19 protein-coding genes, 1 tRNA gene and 1 pseudogene are annotated in these 20783 nt (G+C 60.2%); 14 read left to right on the top strand and 7 right to left on the bottom strand.

All coding sequences use genetic code 11. The features are described from left to right. Nucleotides 1–562: 562 nt before the first annotated feature. From RO07_RS19340 to RO07_RS19320, 5 genes are all read left to right on the top strand, one after another. Entirely contained in the window at nucleotides 563–1729 is a 1167-nt protein-coding gene (locus tag RO07_RS19340) for an acetyl-CoA acetyltransferase (protein WP_039404943.1), read from the top strand. 114 nt (nucleotides 1730–1843) lie between these two features. Next, on the top strand, nucleotides 1844–3421 hold the full coding sequence (locus tag RO07_RS19335) for an acyl-CoA synthetase (protein WP_039404941.1): 1578 nt from the start codon (nucleotides 1844–1846) through the stop codon (nucleotides 3419–3421). Further along, nucleotides 3418–3954: a PPC domain-containing DNA-binding protein gene (locus RO07_RS19330; RefSeq protein WP_039404940.1), complete on the top strand. Its 537-nt coding sequence runs from the start codon at nucleotides 3418–3420 to the stop codon at nucleotides 3952–3954. Before RO07_RS19335 ends, RO07_RS19330 begins: the two co-directional genes overlap by 4 nt. Further along, nucleotides 3951–4373, top strand: coding sequence for a PPC domain-containing DNA-binding protein (locus RO07_RS19325; RefSeq protein WP_039404938.1), 423 nt, complete (start codon nucleotides 3951–3953; stop codon nucleotides 4371–4373). Before RO07_RS19330 ends, RO07_RS19325 begins: the two co-directional genes overlap by 4 nt. Before the next feature lie 263 nt (nucleotides 4374–4636). After that, on the top strand, nucleotides 4637–5056 hold the full coding sequence (locus tag RO07_RS19320) for a DUF3757 domain-containing protein (RefSeq protein ID WP_039404936.1): 420 nt from the start codon (nucleotides 4637–4639) through the stop codon (nucleotides 5054–5056). Between the two features lie 238 nt (nucleotides 5057–5294). Here the strand turns inward: RO07_RS19320 and alaC are convergent, their stop codons facing one another. Beyond that, entirely contained in the window at nucleotides 5295–6512 is a 1218-nt protein-coding gene (gene alaC / locus RO07_RS19315; RefSeq protein WP_039404934.1) for an alanine transaminase, read from the bottom strand. 234 nt (nucleotides 6513–6746) lie between these two features. Here alaC and RO07_RS19310 point away from each other — a divergent pair, with 234 nt between their 5' ends. Continuing rightward, nucleotides 6747–7076 carry a DMT family transporter gene (locus RO07_RS19310; protein WP_039404932.1) on the top strand — a complete coding sequence of 110 codons (330 nt, stop codon included), beginning with the start codon at nucleotides 6747–6749 and terminating at the stop codon, nucleotides 7074–7076. Nucleotides 7077–7176: 100 nt separating this feature from the next. On the opposite strand, the gene rocD is transcribed toward RO07_RS19310, so the two are convergent. Then, nucleotides 7177–8382, bottom strand: coding sequence for an ornithine--oxo-acid transaminase (gene rocD / locus RO07_RS19305; RefSeq protein WP_039404931.1), 1206 nt, complete (start codon nucleotides 8380–8382; stop codon nucleotides 7177–7179). 223 nt (nucleotides 8383–8605) lie between these two features. Here rocD and RO07_RS19300 point away from each other — a divergent pair. Both RO07_RS19300 and RO07_RS26950 read left to right on the top strand, forming a co-directional pair. Further along, nucleotides 8606–8682 (top strand) — tRNA-Arg (locus tag RO07_RS19300). A 110-nt stretch (nucleotides 8683–8792) separates the two neighbouring features. Beyond that, nucleotides 8793–9422: pseudogene (locus tag RO07_RS26950) on the top strand (tyrosine-type recombinase/integrase); the annotation flags it as partial. Between the two features lie 130 nt (nucleotides 9423–9552). Here the strand turns inward: RO07_RS26950 and RO07_RS26630 are convergent. Then, on the bottom strand, nucleotides 9553–9945 hold the full coding sequence (locus RO07_RS26630) for a hypothetical protein (protein ID WP_237171300.1): 393 nt from the start codon (nucleotides 9943–9945) through the stop codon (nucleotides 9553–9555). A 466-nt stretch (nucleotides 9946–10411) separates the two neighbouring features. Between RO07_RS26630 and RO07_RS19290 the strand changes: the two genes are divergently transcribed. From RO07_RS19290 to RO07_RS19275, 4 genes are all read left to right on the top strand, one after another. Continuing rightward, nucleotides 10412–11254: an RNA helicase gene (locus RO07_RS19290; RefSeq protein WP_147284608.1), complete on the top strand. Its 843-nt coding sequence runs from the start codon at nucleotides 10412–10414 to the stop codon at nucleotides 11252–11254. Between the two features lie 314 nt (nucleotides 11255–11568). Next, nucleotides 11569–12033, top strand: a complete 465-nt coding sequence (locus RO07_RS19285; protein WP_160118099.1) for a DUF4145 domain-containing protein — start codon at nucleotides 11569–11571, stop codon at nucleotides 12031–12033. Further along, nucleotides 12030–12860 carry a hypothetical protein gene (locus tag RO07_RS19280; RefSeq protein WP_115089063.1) on the top strand — a complete coding sequence of 277 codons (831 nt, stop codon included), beginning with the start codon at nucleotides 12030–12032 and terminating at the stop codon, nucleotides 12858–12860. Before RO07_RS19285 ends, RO07_RS19280 begins: the two co-directional genes overlap by 4 nt. A gap of 204 nt (nucleotides 12861–13064) precedes the next feature. Continuing rightward, entirely contained in the window at nucleotides 13065–14447 is a 1383-nt protein-coding gene (locus RO07_RS19275; protein WP_072637099.1) for a DnaB-like helicase C-terminal domain-containing protein, read from the top strand. A gap of 190 nt (nucleotides 14448–14637) precedes the next feature. Here the strand turns inward: RO07_RS19275 and RO07_RS26150 are convergent, their stop codons facing one another. Next, a complete protein-coding gene (locus RO07_RS26150) occupies nucleotides 14638–15231 on the bottom strand; it encodes a hypothetical protein (protein WP_147284609.1) in 594 nt (197 codons plus the stop codon). Between the two features lie 280 nt (nucleotides 15232–15511). Between RO07_RS26150 and RO07_RS19270 the strand changes: the two genes are divergently transcribed. Further along, on the top strand, nucleotides 15512–16336 hold the full coding sequence (locus tag RO07_RS19270; RefSeq protein ID WP_039404928.1) for a hypothetical protein: 825 nt from the start codon (nucleotides 15512–15514) through the stop codon (nucleotides 16334–16336). A 186-nt stretch (nucleotides 16337–16522) separates the two neighbouring features. On the opposite strand, the gene RO07_RS19265 is transcribed toward RO07_RS19270, so the two are convergent. Both RO07_RS19265 and RO07_RS19260 read right to left on the bottom strand, forming a co-directional pair. Then, on the bottom strand, nucleotides 16523–17389 hold the full coding sequence (locus RO07_RS19265; protein ID WP_418303726.1) for a DMT family transporter: 867 nt from the start codon (nucleotides 17387–17389) through the stop codon (nucleotides 16523–16525). 139 nt (nucleotides 17390–17528) lie between these two features. Continuing rightward, a complete protein-coding gene (locus RO07_RS19260; protein WP_039404926.1) occupies nucleotides 17529–18296 on the bottom strand; it encodes a helix-turn-helix domain-containing protein in 768 nt (255 codons plus the stop codon). A gap of 388 nt (nucleotides 18297–18684) precedes the next feature. Between RO07_RS19260 and RO07_RS19255 the strand changes: the two genes are divergently transcribed. Further along, entirely contained in the window at nucleotides 18685–19608 is a 924-nt protein-coding gene (locus RO07_RS19255) for a sialidase family protein (RefSeq protein ID WP_039404925.1), read from the top strand. A gap of 110 nt (nucleotides 19609–19718) precedes the next feature. Here RO07_RS19255 and RO07_RS19250 read toward each other — a convergent pair whose 3' ends face one another. After that, nucleotides 19719–20708: a zinc-dependent alcohol dehydrogenase family protein gene (locus RO07_RS19250; protein ID WP_039404924.1), complete on the bottom strand. Its 990-nt coding sequence runs from the start codon at nucleotides 20706–20708 to the stop codon at nucleotides 19719–19721. Between the last annotated feature and the right edge of the window lie 75 nt (nucleotides 20709–20783).

Raw genomic sequence — 20783 nt, 5'->3', positions numbered from 1 at the left:
ACATTCGCGCGCTGGGCGACTCGCAAGTGGCTCGACTATCTTACGCAAATCGAATGCCAGATCGCAGGGCGGACGGGAAAACCCTTACGTTGTCGAGCATACGTGAAAACCCGGGGCCAGGATTCACTCGCCACAGCGGCCCGATGACAGGCGGGCGCGAGCGGCCGCGTCGGCATTGGCGTCTGCCGCCGCCGTGCAGCGCGCCAAGGCCACATCGGACGGCCGTGCGACACCTGTCGCATTCGCGCCGCGGGGTGCGACAGGTGTCACTGCCGCGGCACGACACCCCTGCGACAGGTGTCGCAAGTGGGCGGCTGGGGCAGCCGTGTTGCAATGCGGCAAATTTAATTCACCTCGTGCGCATCCGAATTCACTTGATGGCCCGGGGAAACCGGCCTTACGCTTACGTCAATTGCAGGCGCGCCACAAGCGCGCGATGTCGCCACGGCGGCGCAATTCGCAGTCGATGCCCGTCACAGCGCGTCGTTGTCGTGCCGCACGCATGTCTGGCATCGAAATTGCTCACCGGAGTCTGGATGACCCCATTTCCCGGAGACACTTCATGGTTGCTGCATGCATTACCGGCTGGGCCCACTCCCAGTTCGGCAAACTCGATAACGTCGATGCCGAGGTTCTGCTGGCCGATGTCGCACAGGCCGCCCTCGACGACGCGGGCCTCGCGCCCGAGCAGATCGATTCCATTCACGTCGGCACTTTCAATGGCGGTTTCCTGTATCAGGATTTCCCGTCGTCGCTCGTCTTCAACCGTATTCCCGGGCTGCGTTTCAAACCCGCCACGCGCTACGAGAATGCGTGTGCGACGGGGTCGGCCGCGGTCCATGGCGGCCTGCAGTCCATCGAAGCGGGCAAGGCCACGCACGTGCTCGTGATCGGCTTCGAGAAGATGACCGAGCTCGCCACGCCGCAGGTCGGCGAGGTGTTGCTCAAGTGTTCCTATGCGCGCGAGGAGGCCGGCATTCCGGGCGGCTTTGCCGGCGTGTTCGGCACCATCGCGCAAGCGTACTTCGATCGCTACGGCGACCAGTCCGACGCCCTCGCACGCATCGCAGCGAAGAACCATCGCAACGGCTCGGTCAATCCGTACGCGCACATGCGGCGCGACTTCGGCTACGACTTCTGCCGCACCGTGTCCGAGAAAAACCCGTTCGTCGCCGGGCCGCTCAAGCGCACCGACTGCTCCATGGTCTCCGACGGCGCCGCCGCGCTCGTGATCTCGAAGGCCGACGTGGCGCGCTCGATGCCCAAGGCTGTCGGCTTCCGTGCCGCGGTGCAGGTCAACGACTATCTGCCGCTCTCGCGTCGCGATCCGCTCGCGTTCGAAGGGGGACAGCATGCCTGGCGTCAGGCGCTGGGCGTGGCGGGCGTCTCGTTGAAGGACCTCTCGCTCGTCGAGACGCACGACTGCTTCACCATCGCCGAACTCATCGAATACGAAGCGATGGGGCTCGCCAAGCCCGGACAGGGCGCGAATGTGATCGCCGAAGGTATCACCGAGAAAAACGGCCTGCTGCCGGTCAACCCCTCGGGCGGCCTGAAGGCGAAGGGTCACCCGGTCGGCGCCACGGGCGTGTCCATGCACGTGATGGCCGCGATGCAACTGACCGGCACGGCCGGCGAGATGCAGATTCCCGAGGCCCGTCTCGCGGGCGTGTTCAACATGGGCGGCGCCGCGGTGGCGAACTACGTGAGCATTCTCGAGGCGCGTTGATGCGTGCTGCCGGGCGCACCCCCGGCCGTGTTCGACCATGTCCTGCGCCCGGTATGCGTGCCGGGTGCGGGGCAGGAAGCAAGACTGAGCAATAAGAATTGGGAGACGAGCGAAATGCTCAAGAAGGTCATGAATCTCGGCCGTCTGCTGGCCGACGTTGCAAGACGGCACCCCGACGAGCCCGGTGTGATCATCGGCGACAAGGTGCATACGTGGGGCGAGATCGATGCGCGCGTGAACGCCGTCGTCGACGCGCTGCGCCAACTGGGCGTGGGCAAGGGTGACAAACTGCTGGTGCACTCGCGCAACAATCTGCAGATCTTCGAGAGCGCATGGATTGCGTTCCGGCTGGGGATGGTCTGGGTGCCGACGAACTTCCGCATTACGGCGCCCGAGGCGGCTTATCTCGGTCAGTCGAGCGGGGCGTGCGCAATGATCTACGATGCCGGCTTCGAGGGCCATGTGGACGCCGTGCGCGCCGCCTCGCCGGCGCTGCGTCACGTGATTGCGCTGGGGACGCCGCGTGCAGGCGAGCTGCACTACGAGACGCTGGTCGCCGAGCATCGGGGCGCGCCGGGCTACGAAGCGGAAGTCGAGTACGAAGACCCGCTGTGGTTCTTCTATACGTCGGGTACGACGGGACATCCCAAGGCCGGCGTGCTCTCGCACGGACAGATGGCCTTCGTCGTGACCAATCACCTGGCCGATCTGATGCCGGGCATCACCTATCGCAGCCGCTCGATGGTCGTCGCACCGCTGTCGCACGGTGCGGGTATTCACGCCATCGTGAACACGGCGCGCGGTGCGGCGAGCGTGCTGCTGCCGGGAGAAAAGATGGATGCCGAGCAGGTCTGGCAGGCCATCGAACGTCACCGCGTGGACAACATGTTCACGGTGCCGACCATCGTCAAGATGCTGGTCGAGGATCCGGCCGTGGATCGCTACGACCACAGTTCGCTGCGCTTCGTGATCTACGCGGGCGCGCCGATGTATCGTGCCGATCAGAAGTACGCGCTCCAGAAGCTGGGCCGGGTGCTCGTGCAGTACTACGGGCTCGGCGAGGTCACGGGCAACATCACGGTGCTGCCGCCCTGGCTGCACAGCGATGACGACGACGCCCCCGATGCACGCGTGGGCACCTGCGGCATGCCGCGCACCGGCATGGAGGTGGCGATCCTCGACGAGACGGGGCAGCGTCAACCGCCGTTCGCCTCGGGCGAGATTTGCGTGCGCGGCCCGGCGGTGTTCATGGGGTATCACAACAATCCGGAGGCGAACGCCAAGGCGTTCAAGGACGACTGGTTCCATACCGGCGACCTGGGGCACGTGGACGAACAGGGCTTCCTGTACATCACGGGGCGGGCGTCGGACATGTACATCTCGGGTGGCTCGAACGTCTATCCGCGCGAGATCGAGGAAGCGTTGCTCACGCACCCGGCGGTTTCCGAGTGCGCGGTGCTTGGCGTGCCTGACCCCAAGTGGGGCGAGAGCGGGCTCGCGGTAGTGGTCGCCCGGGAAGGCATGGCCGCTCAGGCCGATGAACTGCTCGGACATCTCGAAGCGCGTATTGCCCGCTACAAGTGGCCGCGTCGCTTCGTGTTCTGGAATGCCATGCCCAAGTCGGGCTACGGCAAGATCGTGAAAAAGCAAATCAAGACGATGCTCGAAGAGCAAGGAGACTATCGACTATGAAACCTGCGCTTTCACGGATCTATCGGCATGCAGGCGTCCCCACGTTACCCCGTGTGGAAGACTGCGTGCTGAGCGGGCAGCACGAACTGCGCGTGACGATCCGGTCTGGTGCGAATCTCGGCGAGTCGTTACGCGCGGCGTTATCCCGCTATGCGTACGGCGGCGGCGTCGGCCGTTTTTGCGCGGGCACCGCGCGAGGTCTGCGGTATCACATGATCGAGAACACCGCGGACAAGGAGCGCCCTTTCGGCTATGGGGCGCCGGTCGACGAAACCCGGGAAGTGGATCTGATCGGTGGCGCGATCACCGTGGGCCGAACGGCCGACGGTGCCACGTTGATGCATTGCCATGCAGGGTTTTCCGACCCGAGCGGCGAATTGCACGGCGGTCACCTCATCCTCGATCACACATGGGCCGGCGACGAGCCCGTGGTCATCCGTCTGTGCCTGTTCGAGCACGGCGGTTATGTGACCGGAGAGGACGAGGAGACACGTTTCCATCTGCTCCATCCCGTTGCCGGAGATCTGTCATGAGCGCAGCATCCGACGTAGCCGACATTCCCGTCGCCATCGAAAATGGCACGCTGGGCCGATTGGTGGTGGCCCGCCTCAAGCCGAATCAGGATCTGACCGAGAGCATCGAAGCGTTGTGCACCGAGCATGGCATTGCGCGGGCCATCGTGCGTGGCGCGGTCGGCAGCCTGATCGACGCGCGGCTCGCGTTTCGCGCGGGTGACGGCTGGCGCGAGCAGATCGTCACCGGCCCCGGCGTGGAAATCCTCAACGTGTTCGGCGAGGTCGACACACACGCCGACGCTTCGCGCACACTGCCGATGTTGCATGGCATGGTCGCCGACACCGACGGGCGCATGTTCGCCGGGCGCTTCGTGCGCGGTGGCAATCTCGCGTTCATTACCATCGAGGTGACGTTGCAGGAGTGGTTGCCGGCTTGATCCTGAGCGCGAGTGAGACGTCCCGTTGACAGCGTTTTTTGGGAATGAGGGAGGCTTCGGCCTCCCTTTTTCCTTGCATGGGCCTATTCCGTCGAAAAATAGGAATTCGCCCAAATTATGTGCATCGGACATTGCTTGGGAATTGTTCCGCGGAAAATGAAAATTCCCTCGAATCCGGGTTTTCTCGTCGGGGGGAGGGAGAGTCGCTCGCCGTGTGCAATATGAGCGGCCATCTTCAATGCGGTTTCCTTCAGGAGAGTTCCATGCGCGTCATGAAGTCGATCTTCATTGCAACATTGTGCTCTGCAAGCTGCTCGGTGGCATTCGCGGCCGGCAATGCGTGTCCGGCGGTTGGCGATATCAGCCAGAAGATTGAAGGCAATATCATTAAATATTCTGCGAATGCAAATGGCAGCAGTTGGAAAGGTTCGGCGAATATGGATTACGGGGCCACTGACGCTCTGCTCAAGAGTCTGGTTTTTACCGCAGCACGTTTCATGGGCAGCGGGAAAGATGCAAAGGTCATCTGCCAGTACGAAGGTGGTTCTGGCGGTGGCGTCAGCATGGTCCAGCGAAATGCGGGGCACGTGACGGGGGACAATTGGAAAGTTGTGAACCGCACAACATGGGATTGCGAAACGAAAGGCTCTCCTCAAAGCTGCACATTCGAAATGAAGCCGTGATCCGGACAGAATAAGGCACCGTGAGCCAAAGGGTCGTCGTATCGACGACCCTTTGGCTCGTATGTCACCGTTATTGATCCAAAACGGATCCGAACGTGTTCACGGTGGCGTTTTGTCGTATGTCGGAGGTTGTGCCGAGCGGGATTGGCCGTGTCCGCCGACAATCCGGCAAGCGCCGAAAAGACATCGGGGCGCCTCCGACGAGTGCGCCCCGATGTCTTTCCGATGCGTCTGCAACTTATGCGATGGCCGGCTGCACGAGCCCATCCTCGCGGAACATATGTTTGATGCCGCGCACGGCCTGACGAATGCGCGATTCGTTTTCGATCAGCGCGAAGCGCACGTACTCGTCGCCGTACTCTCCGAAACCGATGCCGGGCGAGACCGAGACTTTCGCCTGGGCAAGCAGCTTCTTCGCGAATTCGAGCGAGCCGAGTGAGCGATACGGCTCCGGAACGCGCGCCCAGATATACATCGACGCGCGTGGCAGATCCACGGCCCAGCCCGCTTCCGTCAGTCCCTTGTAGAGCACGTCGCGGCGGCGCTGGTATTGCGCGCGAATCTCTTCCACGCACTGTTGGTCGCCCTCGAGCGCGGCGATGGCGGCGACCTGGACGGGCGTGAATGTGCCGTAATCGTGATAGCTCTTGATGCGCGCGAGGGCGGCGACCAGCTCCGGGTTGCCGACCATGAAGCCGATGCGCCAGCCCGCCATGTTGTAGCTCTTCGACAGCGTGAAGAACTCCACGGCGACGTCCTGCGCGCCGGGCACTTGCATGATCGACGGCGCCTTGTAGCCGTCGTAGACGATGTCGGCGTAGGCCAGATCGTGCACCACGAGGATGTCGTGCTTGCGCGCGAGGTCGACCACGCGCTCGAAGAACTCCAGCTCGACGCATTGCGCCGTGGGGTTCGACGGGAAGCCGAGGATCACCATCTTGGGCTTCGGATGGCTTTCGCGAATGCCGCGCTCGAGCTCGGAGAAGAAGTCGATGCCGGGCGTCATCGGCACGGAGCGGATGTTGGCGCCGGCGATCACGGCGCCGTAGATATGGATCGGGTACGACGGATTCGGCACGAGCACCGTGTCGCCTTGATCCAGCGTGGCGAGCATCAGGTGAGCCAGGCCTTCCTTCGAACCGATGGTGACGATGGCTTCGCGTTCGGGATCGAGCTCCACGTCGTAGCGATCCTTGTACCAGCGGGTGATCGCGCGACGCAGACGCGGGATGCCGCGCGAGGTCGAATAGCCGTGGGTGTCGGGGCGTTGCGCGACCTCGATGAGCTTGTTGACGATGTGCGGAGGCGTCGCCCCGTCGGGGTTGCCCATCGAGAGGTCGATGATGTCTTCGCCGCGACGGCGCGCCGCCATCTTCAGTTCGGCGGTGATATTGAAAACGTACGGGGGAAGACGATTGATGCGCGCAAAGCTGCGCGAGCTCTGGGAGCCTGACATGATGATCCTGGAACGTAAGCGCCCGGAACCGTCCGAGCGACGCCGGTGTGCCGGCCACACCGTGACGGCGACTTTAGCGCGGCGGGGCGCAAATGCGCAAGCGGTTTTTGCAGGGTGTCGCCCGGATGTGGAGCGGTGTATCGATGCACTGGCGCATCGGTACGGCGGACGAGGCGATGGGCGGGCCGTCGGTTATGATGGGCGCCCGTGAGTCCACAGGCAAAAGGAGTGGTAATGGCGTACGTGTATTTGCTGGTGGCGATTGTGGCGGAGGTGATCGCCACGTCGGCGCTCAAGGCGTCGGAGGGATTCACGCGCGTGGGGCCGGTGGCGCTCGTCGTGGCCGGTTATGGATTGGCGTTCTACATGTTGTCGCTCACGCTGCGCACGATTCCCGTGGGCATTGCGTATGCGATGTGGTCGGGGCTGGGCATCGTGCTGATCTCGATCGCGTCGCGCGTGCTGTTCGGCCAGAAGCTCGACGCGCCCGCCATGGTTGGCATGGCGCTCATCATCGCGGGTGTGCTCGTGATGAATCTCTGGTCGAAGTCATCGGCGCATTGATCGGGCGTGGCGCGCTCACATGACCCTGCATGCCACGATGCGTGATCCGGCTTCACCGATTCACTGATCCGGATCACGATGCGCGTGTCGTCACGGTGACTCAAGCCTGATCTTCCGCTTCTGCCAACACTGCTTTGAGCGCGGCGATGCAAAGATCGATTTCGCTGCGGGCGATCACGAGCGGTGGGGCGAGTCGCAGCACGGTGGTGCGCGTTTCCTTGGTGAGAATGTGACGCCGCAGCAACTGCAACGACAGGTCGTGGGCACTGGCGAAGGTGGGGTCGATTTCGATGCCGGCCCACAGGCCGCGTCCGCGCACTTCGCGAATGACGGGCGAGTGGATCGCGTGGAGTCGCGACAGCAGGTATTCCCCCATCTCGGCACTTCTTCCCGGCAAGTCCTCGTCGGCCATGACGTCGAGCGCTTCGAGCGCGACGGCGGCGGCGAGCGCGTTGCCGCCGAACGTCGAACCGTGGCTGCCGGGCTCGAACAGGTCGATCACCTCGCGTCGCGCGACGAAGGCGGACACGGGCAGAAGGCCGCCGCCGAGGGCTTTGCCGAGCATGACGCCGTCGGGCACGATGTCCTCGTGCTGGTAGGCGAACCATTTGCCGGTGCGGCCGAGTCCGGACTGGATCTCGTCGAGCAGCAGGAGGACGTTCTGCTCGGTGCACAGTTGCCGCAGATCGCGCAGGAAGCCGTTGGGCGGCAGGATGATGCCGCCTTCGCCCTGGATGGTTTCGAACAGCACGGCGCAGGTGTTGGGCGTGATGGCGGCGCGAACGGCGTCGATGTCGCCGAACGGGACGCGCACGAAGCCGGGAGCGAACGGACCGAAGTCGGCGCGATAGGCGGCTTCGGAAGAGAAGCCGACGATGGTGGTGGTGCGTCCATGGAAATTGCCGTCGGCGACGATGATCTCCGCTTTCCCGGCGGGAATGTGCTTGACGCTGTAGCCCCATCGGCGGGCTGCCTTGATGGCGGTCTCGACCGCTTCGGCGCCGGTGTTCATCGGTAGGGCGCCGCCGAGCGTGGTGAGGTCGCAGAGGCGTTCGAGAAAGGCGCCGAGCCGGTCGGAGTAGAAGGCGCGGGAGACGACGGCGAGGCGTTGCGCTTGCGCGGCGAGTGCGGCGACGAGACGAGGATGCGCGTGACCATGGCTGACGGCGGAGTAGGCGCTCATCATGTCGAGGTAGCGGGTGCCGTCGACGTCCCAGACCCAGACGCCCTTGCCGTGCGATAGCACGACGGGCAGCGGCGCGTAGTTGTGCGCACCATAGCGTTGTTCGCGTTCGATCTCGTTCATGAGCGCGGCCCTCCACGTCTGCAGTCTAGATGCGAACGCAGAGTCACGTAAAGAGGACAACTCCCAGATGCGGCGCCAATGAAATTGGCATGCGCGTGCGCTATAATCCGTGATTCCTCGGGCACAGCACGCATTCACGCGCGAAATCGCCTGCGATGCGAAGTATCGAAGACATCGCCCCGAGGCCTCTCCGGCGGCGACATCTGGTCGCTGTCATCACGCACTGCCCATAGCTCAGTTGGATAGAGCATCGGCCTTCTAAGCCGACGGTCGGGGGTTCGAATCCCTCTGGGCAGGCCAGTTTTTATAAGGGCCTACGGTCGCCCGGTTCCATCGAGTCGCGTGTTCATCACACTTTCATCACAGTGAGGACACATGGCGACCATCCGGAAGCTTGGCGCGAAGTGGCAATGCCAAGTGCGCAAGAAGGGGCACCCGCCCCGTACCCAATCCTTCCATTCTCGGGCAGACGCCGTTCAATGGGGCGTGACCTTGAGGCGCAGATTGACCGTGGGCAGTTCCTCCGGCCTCCGGTGCCCGTCGAGCTTCTAGGGACGCTGCTTGATCGGTATTGCGATGAGGTGTCACCGAGCAAACGGAGCGGCAAGAGCGACCTTGGGCGCGCTAAGACCATCAAGCGAGTGTTGGGTAAGTACAGTCTTCCGACTCTTACCCCGGCAATACTGGCCGAATACCGCAACGCTCGGCTGCGTTCCGTGGGGCCACAGACGGTCATCCACGAGTTGAATCTAATGAGCCGGGCTTTGCGGCACGCTGTCTCGGAATGGGGCGTTACTCTTCCCGCAGGTATACCCACCGCGTCAGTCAGGAAGCCTCAGAAGCCGTCCGGTCGCACCCGGCGCGTTGCAGACGGGGAAATTGTTGCAATTGAGGCGGCTTCACTTTCTCCCGTGCTCGGCTACGTTATTCGCTTCGCTGTCGAGACCGCGATGCGCCGTGGGGAAATCGCCGGTCTGTGCTGGGAGCATGTCGACCTTCAGCGTCGTACAGCCCACATCCCGCGTACTAAGACGGACGTGCCCCGCACTGTGCCGCTTTCCTCGGCGACCGTAGCCCTTTTGGAACAGGTCGGACGGCAGGAGGCCGGTTCTGTGTTCGGACTCGCACCGGACTCGACTTCACAGGCGTTCGAGCGGGCGTTGAACAGAGCTAGGCGTGCCTACGTGGATATCCCCGCGTCCGCTGCTGCGTCATCGAAGCCCCAACGGAAGACATGGCATGTGTTGTGTAAGCCGCAGTGGTCTGCCTGTGCGCCAGCATCTCATAGGCGACCCTCCTGTCGAACGTTCCCGGCACGTACTGCATTCGCTTGGGATCATCTGCCCGAGGGATATATGCGGCGCGGGCACGTGCCGGTGCAAGCAGCTCAAGCCAATGAGTAAATGCCTTGCGGCCCTGCTGGTAAAGGGTCACATGTGCCGCAAGCTGCTGCATGTTGAGTACATGCGGGATGCGGTGGGCAATGCGCTCGGCGCGGGTGCGGCTAACGCAGCGGCTTTCGATGTGGATGACGTTATTGGCGGAACTATGGATGGTATGCACGGTGCGGTTTCCTCTGGCATTTAGAAACCCACCCATACCGTCGCCAAACGGGGTGGGCGGGCACACGGCAGGGTTGGCGAACCGGTGCCAAAGGAGACCGGCAGGGGCGAACCCCTCCCCACCGGGGCCCGCCCGTAGGAGGAGCAAGGTGTGTGCGGACAGCATAAAGCATCCGGGCGTGCGAGCACCCAAAAGAAAACCGCCGGAGGCTGCTTACGAATGCGAGTTCTCCACGGCGGCTGTCCGCCTTTGGCATTCCGGGTCGCCAAACCCAGATCACGGTTGTTTGCGTGATGGGAGAAGTTCACGGGCAGGTCATGTTTGATGTCAACTTCACGCCATTCGACTGGATAGAACTCCCATCGATCAGTGACATTCCTTTGATATACAATCGGAAAGAAAACTAAATATCACAACCTTGCATTCCGATACTTGCCATATTTATTCTTCGGGGGATGAGAATAAGATGTCTGAACAAATTTCCGAAAGCACGCCTTTGCCGACATGCGGAATAATCATGCCGCTTTCCCCAATTGATGGGTGCTCGGCTTCTCATTGGCTGGACGTTCAAGCAATTATCAAGGAAAGCGTAGAGACAATCGCAAATCCAGCTTTCTCTGCGCGCATGGTCAGTGACGCTGACGAAGTCGGGGTGATCCAGAAGAGAATCGTCTCAAACATCTTCATGAGCGATGTGGTAGTTTGCGACGTAAGCGGAAAGAATCCGAACGTAATGTTCGAACTCGGGATGCGCCTAGCGTTTGATCGGCCAGCAGTAATAATTAAGGACGACAAGACGTCTTACTCGTTCGACACTGGCGTTATCGAGCACCTGACATATCCGCGTGATTTGCGTTACACAACAATGCAATCATTTAAGCAACAGCTTGCCGAGAAGGTCACGTCAACCTACAAGAAATCAATTGATGACCCGACGCACAGTACCTTCTTAAAAAATTTCGGGACGTTCAAGGTCGCCAACCTAGATACAGAAGAGGCCAAGTCGGACCAAATCGTGATGTCGATGCTCGAACAAGTTCAGAGTCAAATGCAGCGACTGAACCTGAAGGTCGACCGACTCGGGATGCATGAAGGCCTCAGGAGCCCGTCCGACGCGGTTGGAGTAGTAGCTCGACGCAGGGTGAGGGAAGAGCGAGATCGAATGACGAGCGAACAATGGACGGAGGCTGTGAGTGACGAGAATTTCAGAGACTACATAGTCGCAGATTTGCAGCGGACGTACCCCGATAGGCCTAATCTAGCCGGCATGGTTGACCGAGCAATTAGACACGTTTCGGAGCGTGGTTGAAAAAGGGCGTCAATAGTGGAATGTCGTACCGTCTGCCCAAGCTGGATGACCTTCTCGGTGCACCCTAACCTGACTTTTCTGTAGGTGGCGGTGGTGATACGCTAGCCAGCACCATAGATTCGAGAATAAGCGTATGAAACACGAGCCGCCGTCGATTTAACTGCCCTCACTGCGAAGCCTATGCACAAATGAAATGGGCAATCTTGTGCACGGTGGGCAACGGATTTAACGGGACACGGGCATCTCTCGCACATTGTGTGCACTGCGGCGGCGAGAGCGTTTGGTGGTCTCCCAAAGTGCAGGCAACCTTCGGCATGATGGTCTACCCGGCTGCTACCTCAGCGCCGCCGCCCCACGACGATATGCCCGAGGATGTGCGTGCAGACTACGAGGAAGCCCGCCAGATAGCAGTTGTTTCGCCACGGGCAGCCTCAGCATTGTTACGTCTTAGTATCGAGAAACTGTGCGCTGGACTCAACGCAAAGGGCAACAACATAAATGAGCGAATCGGGGATTTGGTGGCGGGCGGGCTGCCGATAGGCGTGCAAAGGGCGCTTGATGCTGTCCGCGTCATCGGCAATAACGCAGTGCATCCGGGAAAAATGGACCGGGCGGACGTAGGCGCTGTGTGCAACACCTTGTTTGCTCTCGTGAACCTTATCGTAGAGGACCGCATCACCAGTCCGAAAATGGTTGATGACGTATTCTCGTCGTTGCCGTCGGGGGCGCGAGATGCGATTGAGCGGAGGGACGCAGGGGAGGGTAAGCAGGCCGAATGACGGCGGGCGTTGCGGTTGTCTGTGTCGCTGACACCCCGGCATGGGGGAAACCGGCTCGTGGTGAGCGGCGCAATCCCAGCAAAATATCGCAGCAAAATTTGATCCGCGCTTTCACACAAACCGGGGACTACGACGTGGATAGGGATGCAACGAGACAGGCGATTTGGCGGGAAATAACGGAAGACGATCCTGCGGTAAGGGCGGCATTCATCAGGCACTTCCGGCCGGAACTAGAAAGATTCTCGGTGGCTATGTCCATTGCGCACCAGACGCTACACGAGCACACAACAGCCATTGGCGACAATGGAGACATGCACATTAAGCTACCCGCCGACTTTATGCGGGCATGCCTGTTCATGCACACGCAGTCGACGCGGCTGCTCACTTCAGGCCATTTAGCGCCCGCAGGCAACACATTCCGACAGGTGCTGGAAGCGTTGTCGATGGCGATGCTATGCTCCGACCGACAACTACAGGTCGCTAGGGACTACTCGAAGTATCAGGACTACAGCACAAATAGCGCGGTAGGGAAACTATTCGAGAAATGCAGCCGCTGGGGTATGAATAGGGATACTGTCGGGATCATGCGGGAAGCGGAAAAGCTCTATCACAGGTTCAGTCACATAGGCAGAGCCTCCGATGCAGCGATGTATCGTCTATCCGACTCGACTGTGTTTGCCGGGGCTAACTTCGATGACCATGATCTGAAACTCGAGCTATATGATCGGATGTACCAAGTCCTTCTGAACTTTACTGGTATCTGCCAGACAGTATTCGACGTCATAAGGAAGAACGCCGGTATCGACAGTCCACGATACAGCCGTTGACGGGACAGCATTCGGTGGTGACTGAGCCTGAAAGACTGAAGCTGGCGCATTGGTCTTGTGTTCACCAACACACGCCCAGCCTCGGCGCGAAGGGTGCCATGTTTGTGGCAAACGTCGCAGTCATAGAAAGTTGAATGGATCGCAATCAGTTCCCAATCGAACTGTATCTCGTACTACGGATTCACCTCACCGAGAGCACCCGGCATGGAATCGCATAAAAGGCCATCTGTACACCTTTTCATCAGTTATTCCCACAAGGACGAGTCGTTCAAGGACGCGCTGCATGAACACTTAGCGCCGTTGCGTCGTTCGGGCGACGTGTCTGTTTGGTCAGATCGAATGATTCCGCCGGGCACAGACTGGTCGCAAACCATCGATAAGAACATTGAAGACGCCGATCTCATTCTTCTTCTCGTCAGCCCTAGTTTTGTAAACTCCGACTATTGCATGGAGAAAGAGTTGGCGATAGCGCTGCAACGGCATCAAGCCGAGTCAGCCATCGTCGTACCAGTTTTCGTACGGCCGGCAGACCTACATGGCATGCCATTTATGAGCCTTCAGGGCTTGCCCACGGACGCGAAAAGCGTTTCTGAGTGGGACAATGTTGACTCCGCTTGGCTGCAAGTTGCAAAGGGTGTTAGGCAGACTGTAAGCGAAATCATCGAGCGGAAGGGGCGGTTTGATGCCTCGTCTGGCGAGCCCATAAAAATGCGTTCTGTGATCGATGCGATGACAGAGGCAGTCGAAGCCCTTGACGCACGATATCACTCTGACGCGGTGATTGGCGGAGTGAGCACTGGTTTGGTGGATCTGGATTTAATGACTGACGGCACGCATGAGGGGGACTTAATTGTCATCGCGTCTCGGCCGCTGATGGGCCGCACAACACTGGCGTTGAAGATCGCGCTCGGGGTCGCATCGGAAAATCTCCCCGTCCTAATATTCAGCACGAAGACCTCGACAACGGGTATTGCTACCAAACTGTTGAGTGTTTCCGGTCGTATCCGTCCGTTGGCGATGGAGCGTGCGATGATGACGGACGCTGATTGGCCCGGACTAGTGCATGCTGTTCAATCGATGGAAAAACTGGACGTGATGCTCGATGACACCGTCAGGCTGGGCTTCAGTGAGTTCCGCGAAAAATGCCGATCCATATGTCGCGAACGGGGCAAGCTCGGTTTGGTTTTGTTGGATTCCATACATTATCTGGGGGGCGAATCAAAAAACACTGATGTATCGGTTGTTGCGAGGGAGCTTAAAAGCTTAGCTAGAGAGCTACATTGCCGTATTTTGGTGACCGCGAACGTAATGCCTACTGTAGAGACAAGGCCGAACAAACGCCCGGTCGCGGGTGATTTAGGGGATTGGGCCGTGCTTGGTGAGGAATCCGACGTATTACTATTCACCTATGTGGACTCAGTGTATAACCCGGAAGGCCCGGATCGCGATACCGCTGAAATTGTGGTGGCACGGTGTGCACGCGGCTACAGCGGTGCGGTGCGAGTTGCCCATGCTCCTAGCAAGGGCATCTTCATGGAGTTGATCACGCCCCCGGGGACCGATGATTCGGTAATCAGTTGCTCCTAGTTATACGGGAACCTTATACATTTCCGGAGGGTAAGTTGTTAGCTAGCTGGCGGTCACGCCATTTCTACTCGCCAAAGCTCGCACCGTTTGTTCGAGGGTGCTAAAACGGAATTCGGAGTTGGGCCGCCCAAGCGATACATTTCCCGAAATTTCCCTATGCTATTTCGTACCCGGCCATTGAACCGAACGTTTACCGTCCGTACCAGCGAGCAGTTGCATGAATTTCGCGCCCCCCCGCCGTCTGAATCAACGCGATAACGCGTGGATTGGACGCACCGCCGACATTCGCCTCCGCCTCAGAAAACCCAGCTTTCATAGCGGCCATACGGACGTCTAGAGGCTTCCCATTGCACGCACCAGTGCTCCGCAGCCACGCGCCAAACCGTGGCGACGTTTGTACTGGTACATGAACCACAAATGCGTCAAAACTGCGCGCCGCGATGGTGCGTGGAAACTCGCGCTTTGTAGGTCCATGAGGACCAAATGAGCCGACTTCAGATGACATTCCCGCAGAGGAACTGCCGAAAAAATTTGCGGATTGAATCGTCACCGGCTGGATAGATGTGTTAAACACCGAAACTCGCCACGCCAAATCAATAGTGGTCGTATCCGTCCAACATATCGGATTGCCAACCCTGTCCGATGGGTCGTCGCCCGGCAGAATTTCAACTGCGAGGTTTTCATCGTTGATGCTGTTGGTCCTGTGGCTTTCATACCATTGTGCCCCCGTGAAGGCGGTAGCAAAGGCACTGAGGACGATAGCAAGTCTCGCTTCTGTGATCATGTTGGGACCAACGTTGACTAGTGTCTAAAGATGGATTATCGGCACACCACCAAATACCTTGACCTGTGACACGAGAGGGCCATATCGTTGGTCGTCGCGCCTCCCCAGCAAGAGAAAACCGGCTGGGCAGAAGCGGTGCAATCCCCTCACGAAAATCTGAGGTGAAATTGCGGTTGTGTCAGAAATTATTTCCTCGCGGGAACTCACTTACTGCCGATATTTCATCCAACCTAACCGACTGGTGTCTGCCAGTTTCGGCGTACGCATATACGCGCTATATATGGAACAATTTAACTCGACCTTTCAGGCACTGCTCAAAGAGGCGCAATTCACCAAGGAACTGCTGGGAGCAGGCGCGACGCAAATTCGCCGTGCAAACTACGCGACCAAAGGGGCTTACTTCCTAGCTTTTACAAGTCTCTCAACCGGGCTAGAACGTATTGGGAAGCTCTGTCTAATGGTTGATCACTACATCGAGACTGGTGGTCAATTCCCCGACTTCGATTACCTCAAGAACGAAATCGGACACAATCTATCGATCTTGTACGAACGATCCCAGTCACTAATTTCCCGGCGCGGGATATCGCTGACCTTTCTTCAGGACCTTTCCGATCCAATTCACGTGGCGATGACACGGGTCCTTAGTAATTTCGCAGAGGGTGATCGTTATGCCAATGTTAATTTGTTGGTCCGTAGTCGCAGAATGTCTGCCGACCCGATTGCGTCTTGGTCCACGGAGGTCGATCTCCCGATTTTCCAGACGCGTGTCACTGAGCGGCGGAAGCAAATGATTGACCGGAACGCGGCGTTGGTCGATGCGCTGATGGGGGCACATGCACTTGTTCGCCATACCTCAGAAACCGGGCAGCAAATTACCGACGTGGAAAGCGCGAGCCGAGGAACCGGGATTTACGAAGCCGTTGCCCCATATCGCCAACTATATGTTCTGCACATCATTCGCTATTGGACAGAGCTACTTTCTTGCCTTGAGCACATGGCGCACCGACTTGGTAAACAAGACATTCCGTTCCTAAGTGAGCTTTTTGGGCCGTTCTATAACGCAGATTCCTACATGCGAACGCGGAAGACTTGGGACGACCTGTGACCGATGCTCTTCATTTTAATGGAGGTGAGTGGGCATCACACTCCCATCACACCGCCGCTATAATCCGCTCACACACGCGTCTCAGTTGGATAGAAGGCAAGGGGCTTTAGCTCCGCCGCCGCCTAAAAGCGAGGCCTTCTAAGCCGACGGTCGGGGGTTCGAATCCCTCTGGGCAGGCCAGCATTGCTAAGACACTGACGACGCAGACGCTGGCGCGCGCGTCATCAGTCCAAGGCTGACCACCGCCGCCAGCACGCAGACAATGCCCCCCACCTGACGCACGGTGACAGACTCTTCAAGCAGCGTGGCCGCAAACAGAAGCGCTGCCACCGGCGCCAGCGCGGTAAAGAGCGATGCCTCCGCGCCGCTCACGCGCGCCGCACCGGCATACCACAGCACAAAGCCGCCCACGGTCGGCACCACGGCGTAGTACGCAACAGCCATTACGGCATGCGTGACCTGGGCGGAAGCGTGCAATTGCCAGGGCGCTTCCCACAGCGCGGGCAACAGTGCCGTCAGCAAGCCAAACGCACTCATCAGCGCGGACAGCGCCAGCGGTGGCACCGGATTGCGCAACCGTTTGTTGAGCAGGATGAACAGTCCCTCGCATACCACCGCGCCCATCACCAGCAGGTTGCCCAGCAACGGGTGCGAAGCGTCGCCGCCTGGTGGGAGCGCGATGGCCAGCACGCCCGCCGTGGCCAATGCAATGGCGCCCAGGACCGCGCGGCCCGGCCGCTCGCCCAGCAGCACGATAGCGATGAGCGCGGACATGACCGGCAGCGTACCGATGATCACGCCAGCATCCGCCGCAGACGTATGCCGCAAGCCCGAGATCAACAACGTCGTATAGCCCACGCTTCCTGCGGCCGCCTGCAGGAACAGCAGCACCCAGTCCCGCCGTGCCAGCACGGGCCAGCGTGTGCCGGTCGCCCGCATGATGATGAGGAACAGCGGCAGCGCCATCTCAAAGCGCAACGCCGTCGCCGTGAAGGGGGGCAGGCCTGCCGCGATGATCTTGCTGGCCGCGACCGTGCTGCCCACCAGCACCATCGCCAACGCCAGATACCAATAGCCTCCGCCTCGCTTGGACACGCTTCACCCCGCGCAAAAAAGAAAACCGCAGGATGGCTACCCGCGGCGTGCGCGTCTTGAACGAAATTGCAGCGAAGAGGAGGGAGGAGGAGGCCGTCTACCGCGCTCCGGCCACCATACCCGGGGACACGCCATAGATGCGCACGAACTGGCGCGTCATGTGGCTCTGGTCGGCGAAGCCGCACGTGGCCGCGACTTCAGCCAGGGGCTGGCCGCGGACGATGAGTCCGCGCGCCAAGGCGACACGGCGCTGCACCTGATAGGCATGGGGCGTGAGGCCTGTTGCGCGGGCAAAGCCGCGCAGCACCTGGAAGCGGCTCAGGCCAGTCTCGCGCGCCAGGTCGAGCAACGAGACGGCTGCCGCCGGATCATCGTCGATGCGTGTGCGCGCGAAGCGAATGGCATTGGGCACATCGTCGGCGTGGCGCGGCAAGGCGTCCAGCGCATCGGCCAGGACGACAAGCAGCAGCTGCTCGCGCCGCAGTGCATCGACTGGGGCTGCGCCGGCCTTCATCTCGGCAAGCAGAAGCCGTACCCGGCGTGCCAGACGGATGTCGCGGATGACGGGGCGGCCAAATTCGACGCCGCCGTTGCGCCCGGCACGCAGATCGTGGGCCAGAACGGTCACCACGCCAGGGTCGAAATACAGCATCCGCCACGCGCGGCCTGTGTCGCCGATGGGGGTGCCATCGTGCACTTCCGCCGGGTTGACGGTAATGACGTCGCCCGCGGCGGCTTCCACCATGCCGCGTCCGCTGAAGGATTTTTGCGCACCCCGGTCGACGATGCCGATACCGAATTGCTCGTGCGTATGGCGAGGGAATGTATGGGCGGAATCGGCAGCGACGGCCTCCACGCCAGGCATGGCGCAGCGGGATATCGAGAAGGCGGGGCGATCTGGTCGTTTGAGCAAGTGCGGCCCCTCATGGCCGGTGTGCAGATAGCAGGATAGCACCGTGCGCCGCCGCATATCGCGTCAGCGGCGCGATGGCGTGGTTCAGGTGCGGTTGTGCGACGAGGTGAAGGTCTGCGTGCATCGAGAGGCCGTTGGTTGAGCTCTGCTGATGCTTAGCCATATATAACCAGCTATTAATACTGCTAGTACGTATGCCGAAATATCACGAATATTATTCAAGTTCATTGGCAACTAACTTGGCATCAAGGTGCGGTTCTGGAGCGTGTGCACAGTCCACGGGGAAAGTCGGTCAAAGAATGCTTGCAACCATTACGTCGCCTAATTTTGGAGGCAACTTATGAGCGAGAAGAAAAAGAGCGTTGACGGTGACAATGAAACGATCCATCCGCACACGCTTGACCAAGTCCCTAATGTCACCACAGGGTATCCACCTGCGGCCGCATTTTACGAGGGGAAAATCTATTTGGCGTATGTGCCGAAGGGCGATCAGTTCTCCGGCCAAATCTGGACTACCAATTTCGACGGAACCAACTGGTCGCAACCCGTCCAGCTTTCCTTTCCCAGCAACGCATTCAATCCTGCGCTGGTAGTCTGGCAGGGCTTGCTGCTCTGCGCGGCCGACTGCGGGGGGCAGGCGTGGTACATGACGTTCGACGGGAACATCTGGTGGGCGCCGGGCCAGGTGATTCCCAATAGTCCCTCATTCTCGTCCAATCCTGCGCTCGCAGCCAATTCAACGACGCTGTACGTGGCGTATCTAACCGACGAAGGCGGAGACGTCTCGTACCAGACGTTCGACGGCACAAACTGGTCTCAGCCCGCCCCAACTCATGTGGTGACGACGGCGGGTGGCGTTGGGCTGGCAGCGGATCCATATGGCAACGTCTACCTTGCGTATCAGTCAGTGGATTCGCAGTTGATCCCAAATGGACAGATCTGGTACACGACACTCAATGGGAAGAACTGGTCTGCGCCCGCCCAGATTCCCAATGCCCCGATTTTTTCCGAGCCCGCGCTGGCCTTCTATAACGAGACGTTGTATTGCTTGCACTTGAGGTTTCCTGGCAATAACGGATCAAAACTCTGGTATCTGGGGTACGTTGCCGGGGTGTGGAGTGGCGACACCCCCGTATCCACGTCGACCGCGTCATACCAATCTCCGGCGATTGCTCCAGTTCTCGCAAATTTCGCAAATCGGGGGCCAGGCCTTTACTTCTTCATTACGACAACAGGAGATCATGTCTCATATTTTTACCAGTGACCGCCGCCGTGCTGAACGGCCCCCAATTACGCGCTGATGCGGTGTAGTTTTTTCGCTGTCCGGTCGGCGCTCAACCACCGCCGTCGTTTCGCGTGTGCCACTACACCACCTCAGACCGTCACCACGATCTTGCCGAACTGGTCGTTCGATTCGAGGATACGATGGGCGTCGACGATGTCGTCGAGCGCAAACGTCTTCGCGATTACCGGCGAGAACGCACCCGATGCCAGCCCGTCGAGGATGAACGCCTTGGCCGCCGCCAGCCGGAGCGGATCGCCCGTGATTTCGTGAACGAGATAGCCACGCAGCGTCAGCGTTTTGCTCAGCACGGCGAACAACGGGAACGGCGTCGGCGCCGGGCTCAGACCGCCATATTCGATGAGGATGCCACCGCGCGACATCGCGACCGTAAGCGGCTCGAAGATCGGCCCGCCGATCGGGTCCAGCACCACTCGCGCGCCGGTCGGACCGGTGATCTCCTGCAGCCGCGTGGCGAGGTCGAACTCGGCAGTCGCCACGACATGCGCCGCGCCTGCCTCCCGCAACGCCTGCGCCTTGGCCGACGTCCGCGTGACCGCAATGGGGATCGCGCCCACCCGATTGGCGATCTGTATCGCCGCGAGTCCCACGCTGCTCGACGCTGCCGTCACCACGACGAAGTCCCCCCGGCTCAGCTTGCCGATATCGATCAACGCGCCATAGGCGGTCAGGTACGGCATCCAGACGGCGGCGGCGGCCTCCCAACCGAGCGCCGACGGGTGCTTGACCACGAGCGCTTCGGGAAACGTGACCAATTCGCCGTACGCGGGCCAGCGCACCATCGATTGCGGGGGGATCACACTCACGGCGTCGCCCGGTACGAAGCCGGTCACCGCCTCGCCTACCACCTCGACGACGCCCGCGGCCTCCAGTCCCAACCCCGACGGAAAAGTCGGTTGCTCGATGTACTTCCCCGCCCGCAACAACGCCTCCGCGCGATTGAGCCCCAGCGCTCTGACGCGAATCTGCACTTCCCCCGGCCCCGGTGGCGCAACCTCCACCGTTTCGATGCGAAGCACCTCGGGGTCACCATGTTGATGAAAACGAACGACGCGTGCCATTTGGGTTGCCATTTGGATTCTCCAGTAAGAACTCGTTGATAGGAATTCACTGTGGCGGTACGCTCTTCGTCAATA

The sequence above is a fragment of the Pandoraea pulmonicola genome, from assembly GCF_000815105.2.
Taxonomy (GTDB): Bacteria; Pseudomonadota; Gammaproteobacteria; order Burkholderiales; family Burkholderiaceae; genus Pandoraea; species Pandoraea pulmonicola.
The sequence above is the reverse complement of the archived record's forward strand: the minus strand, read 5'-3'. Positions and strand labels throughout refer to the sequence as shown.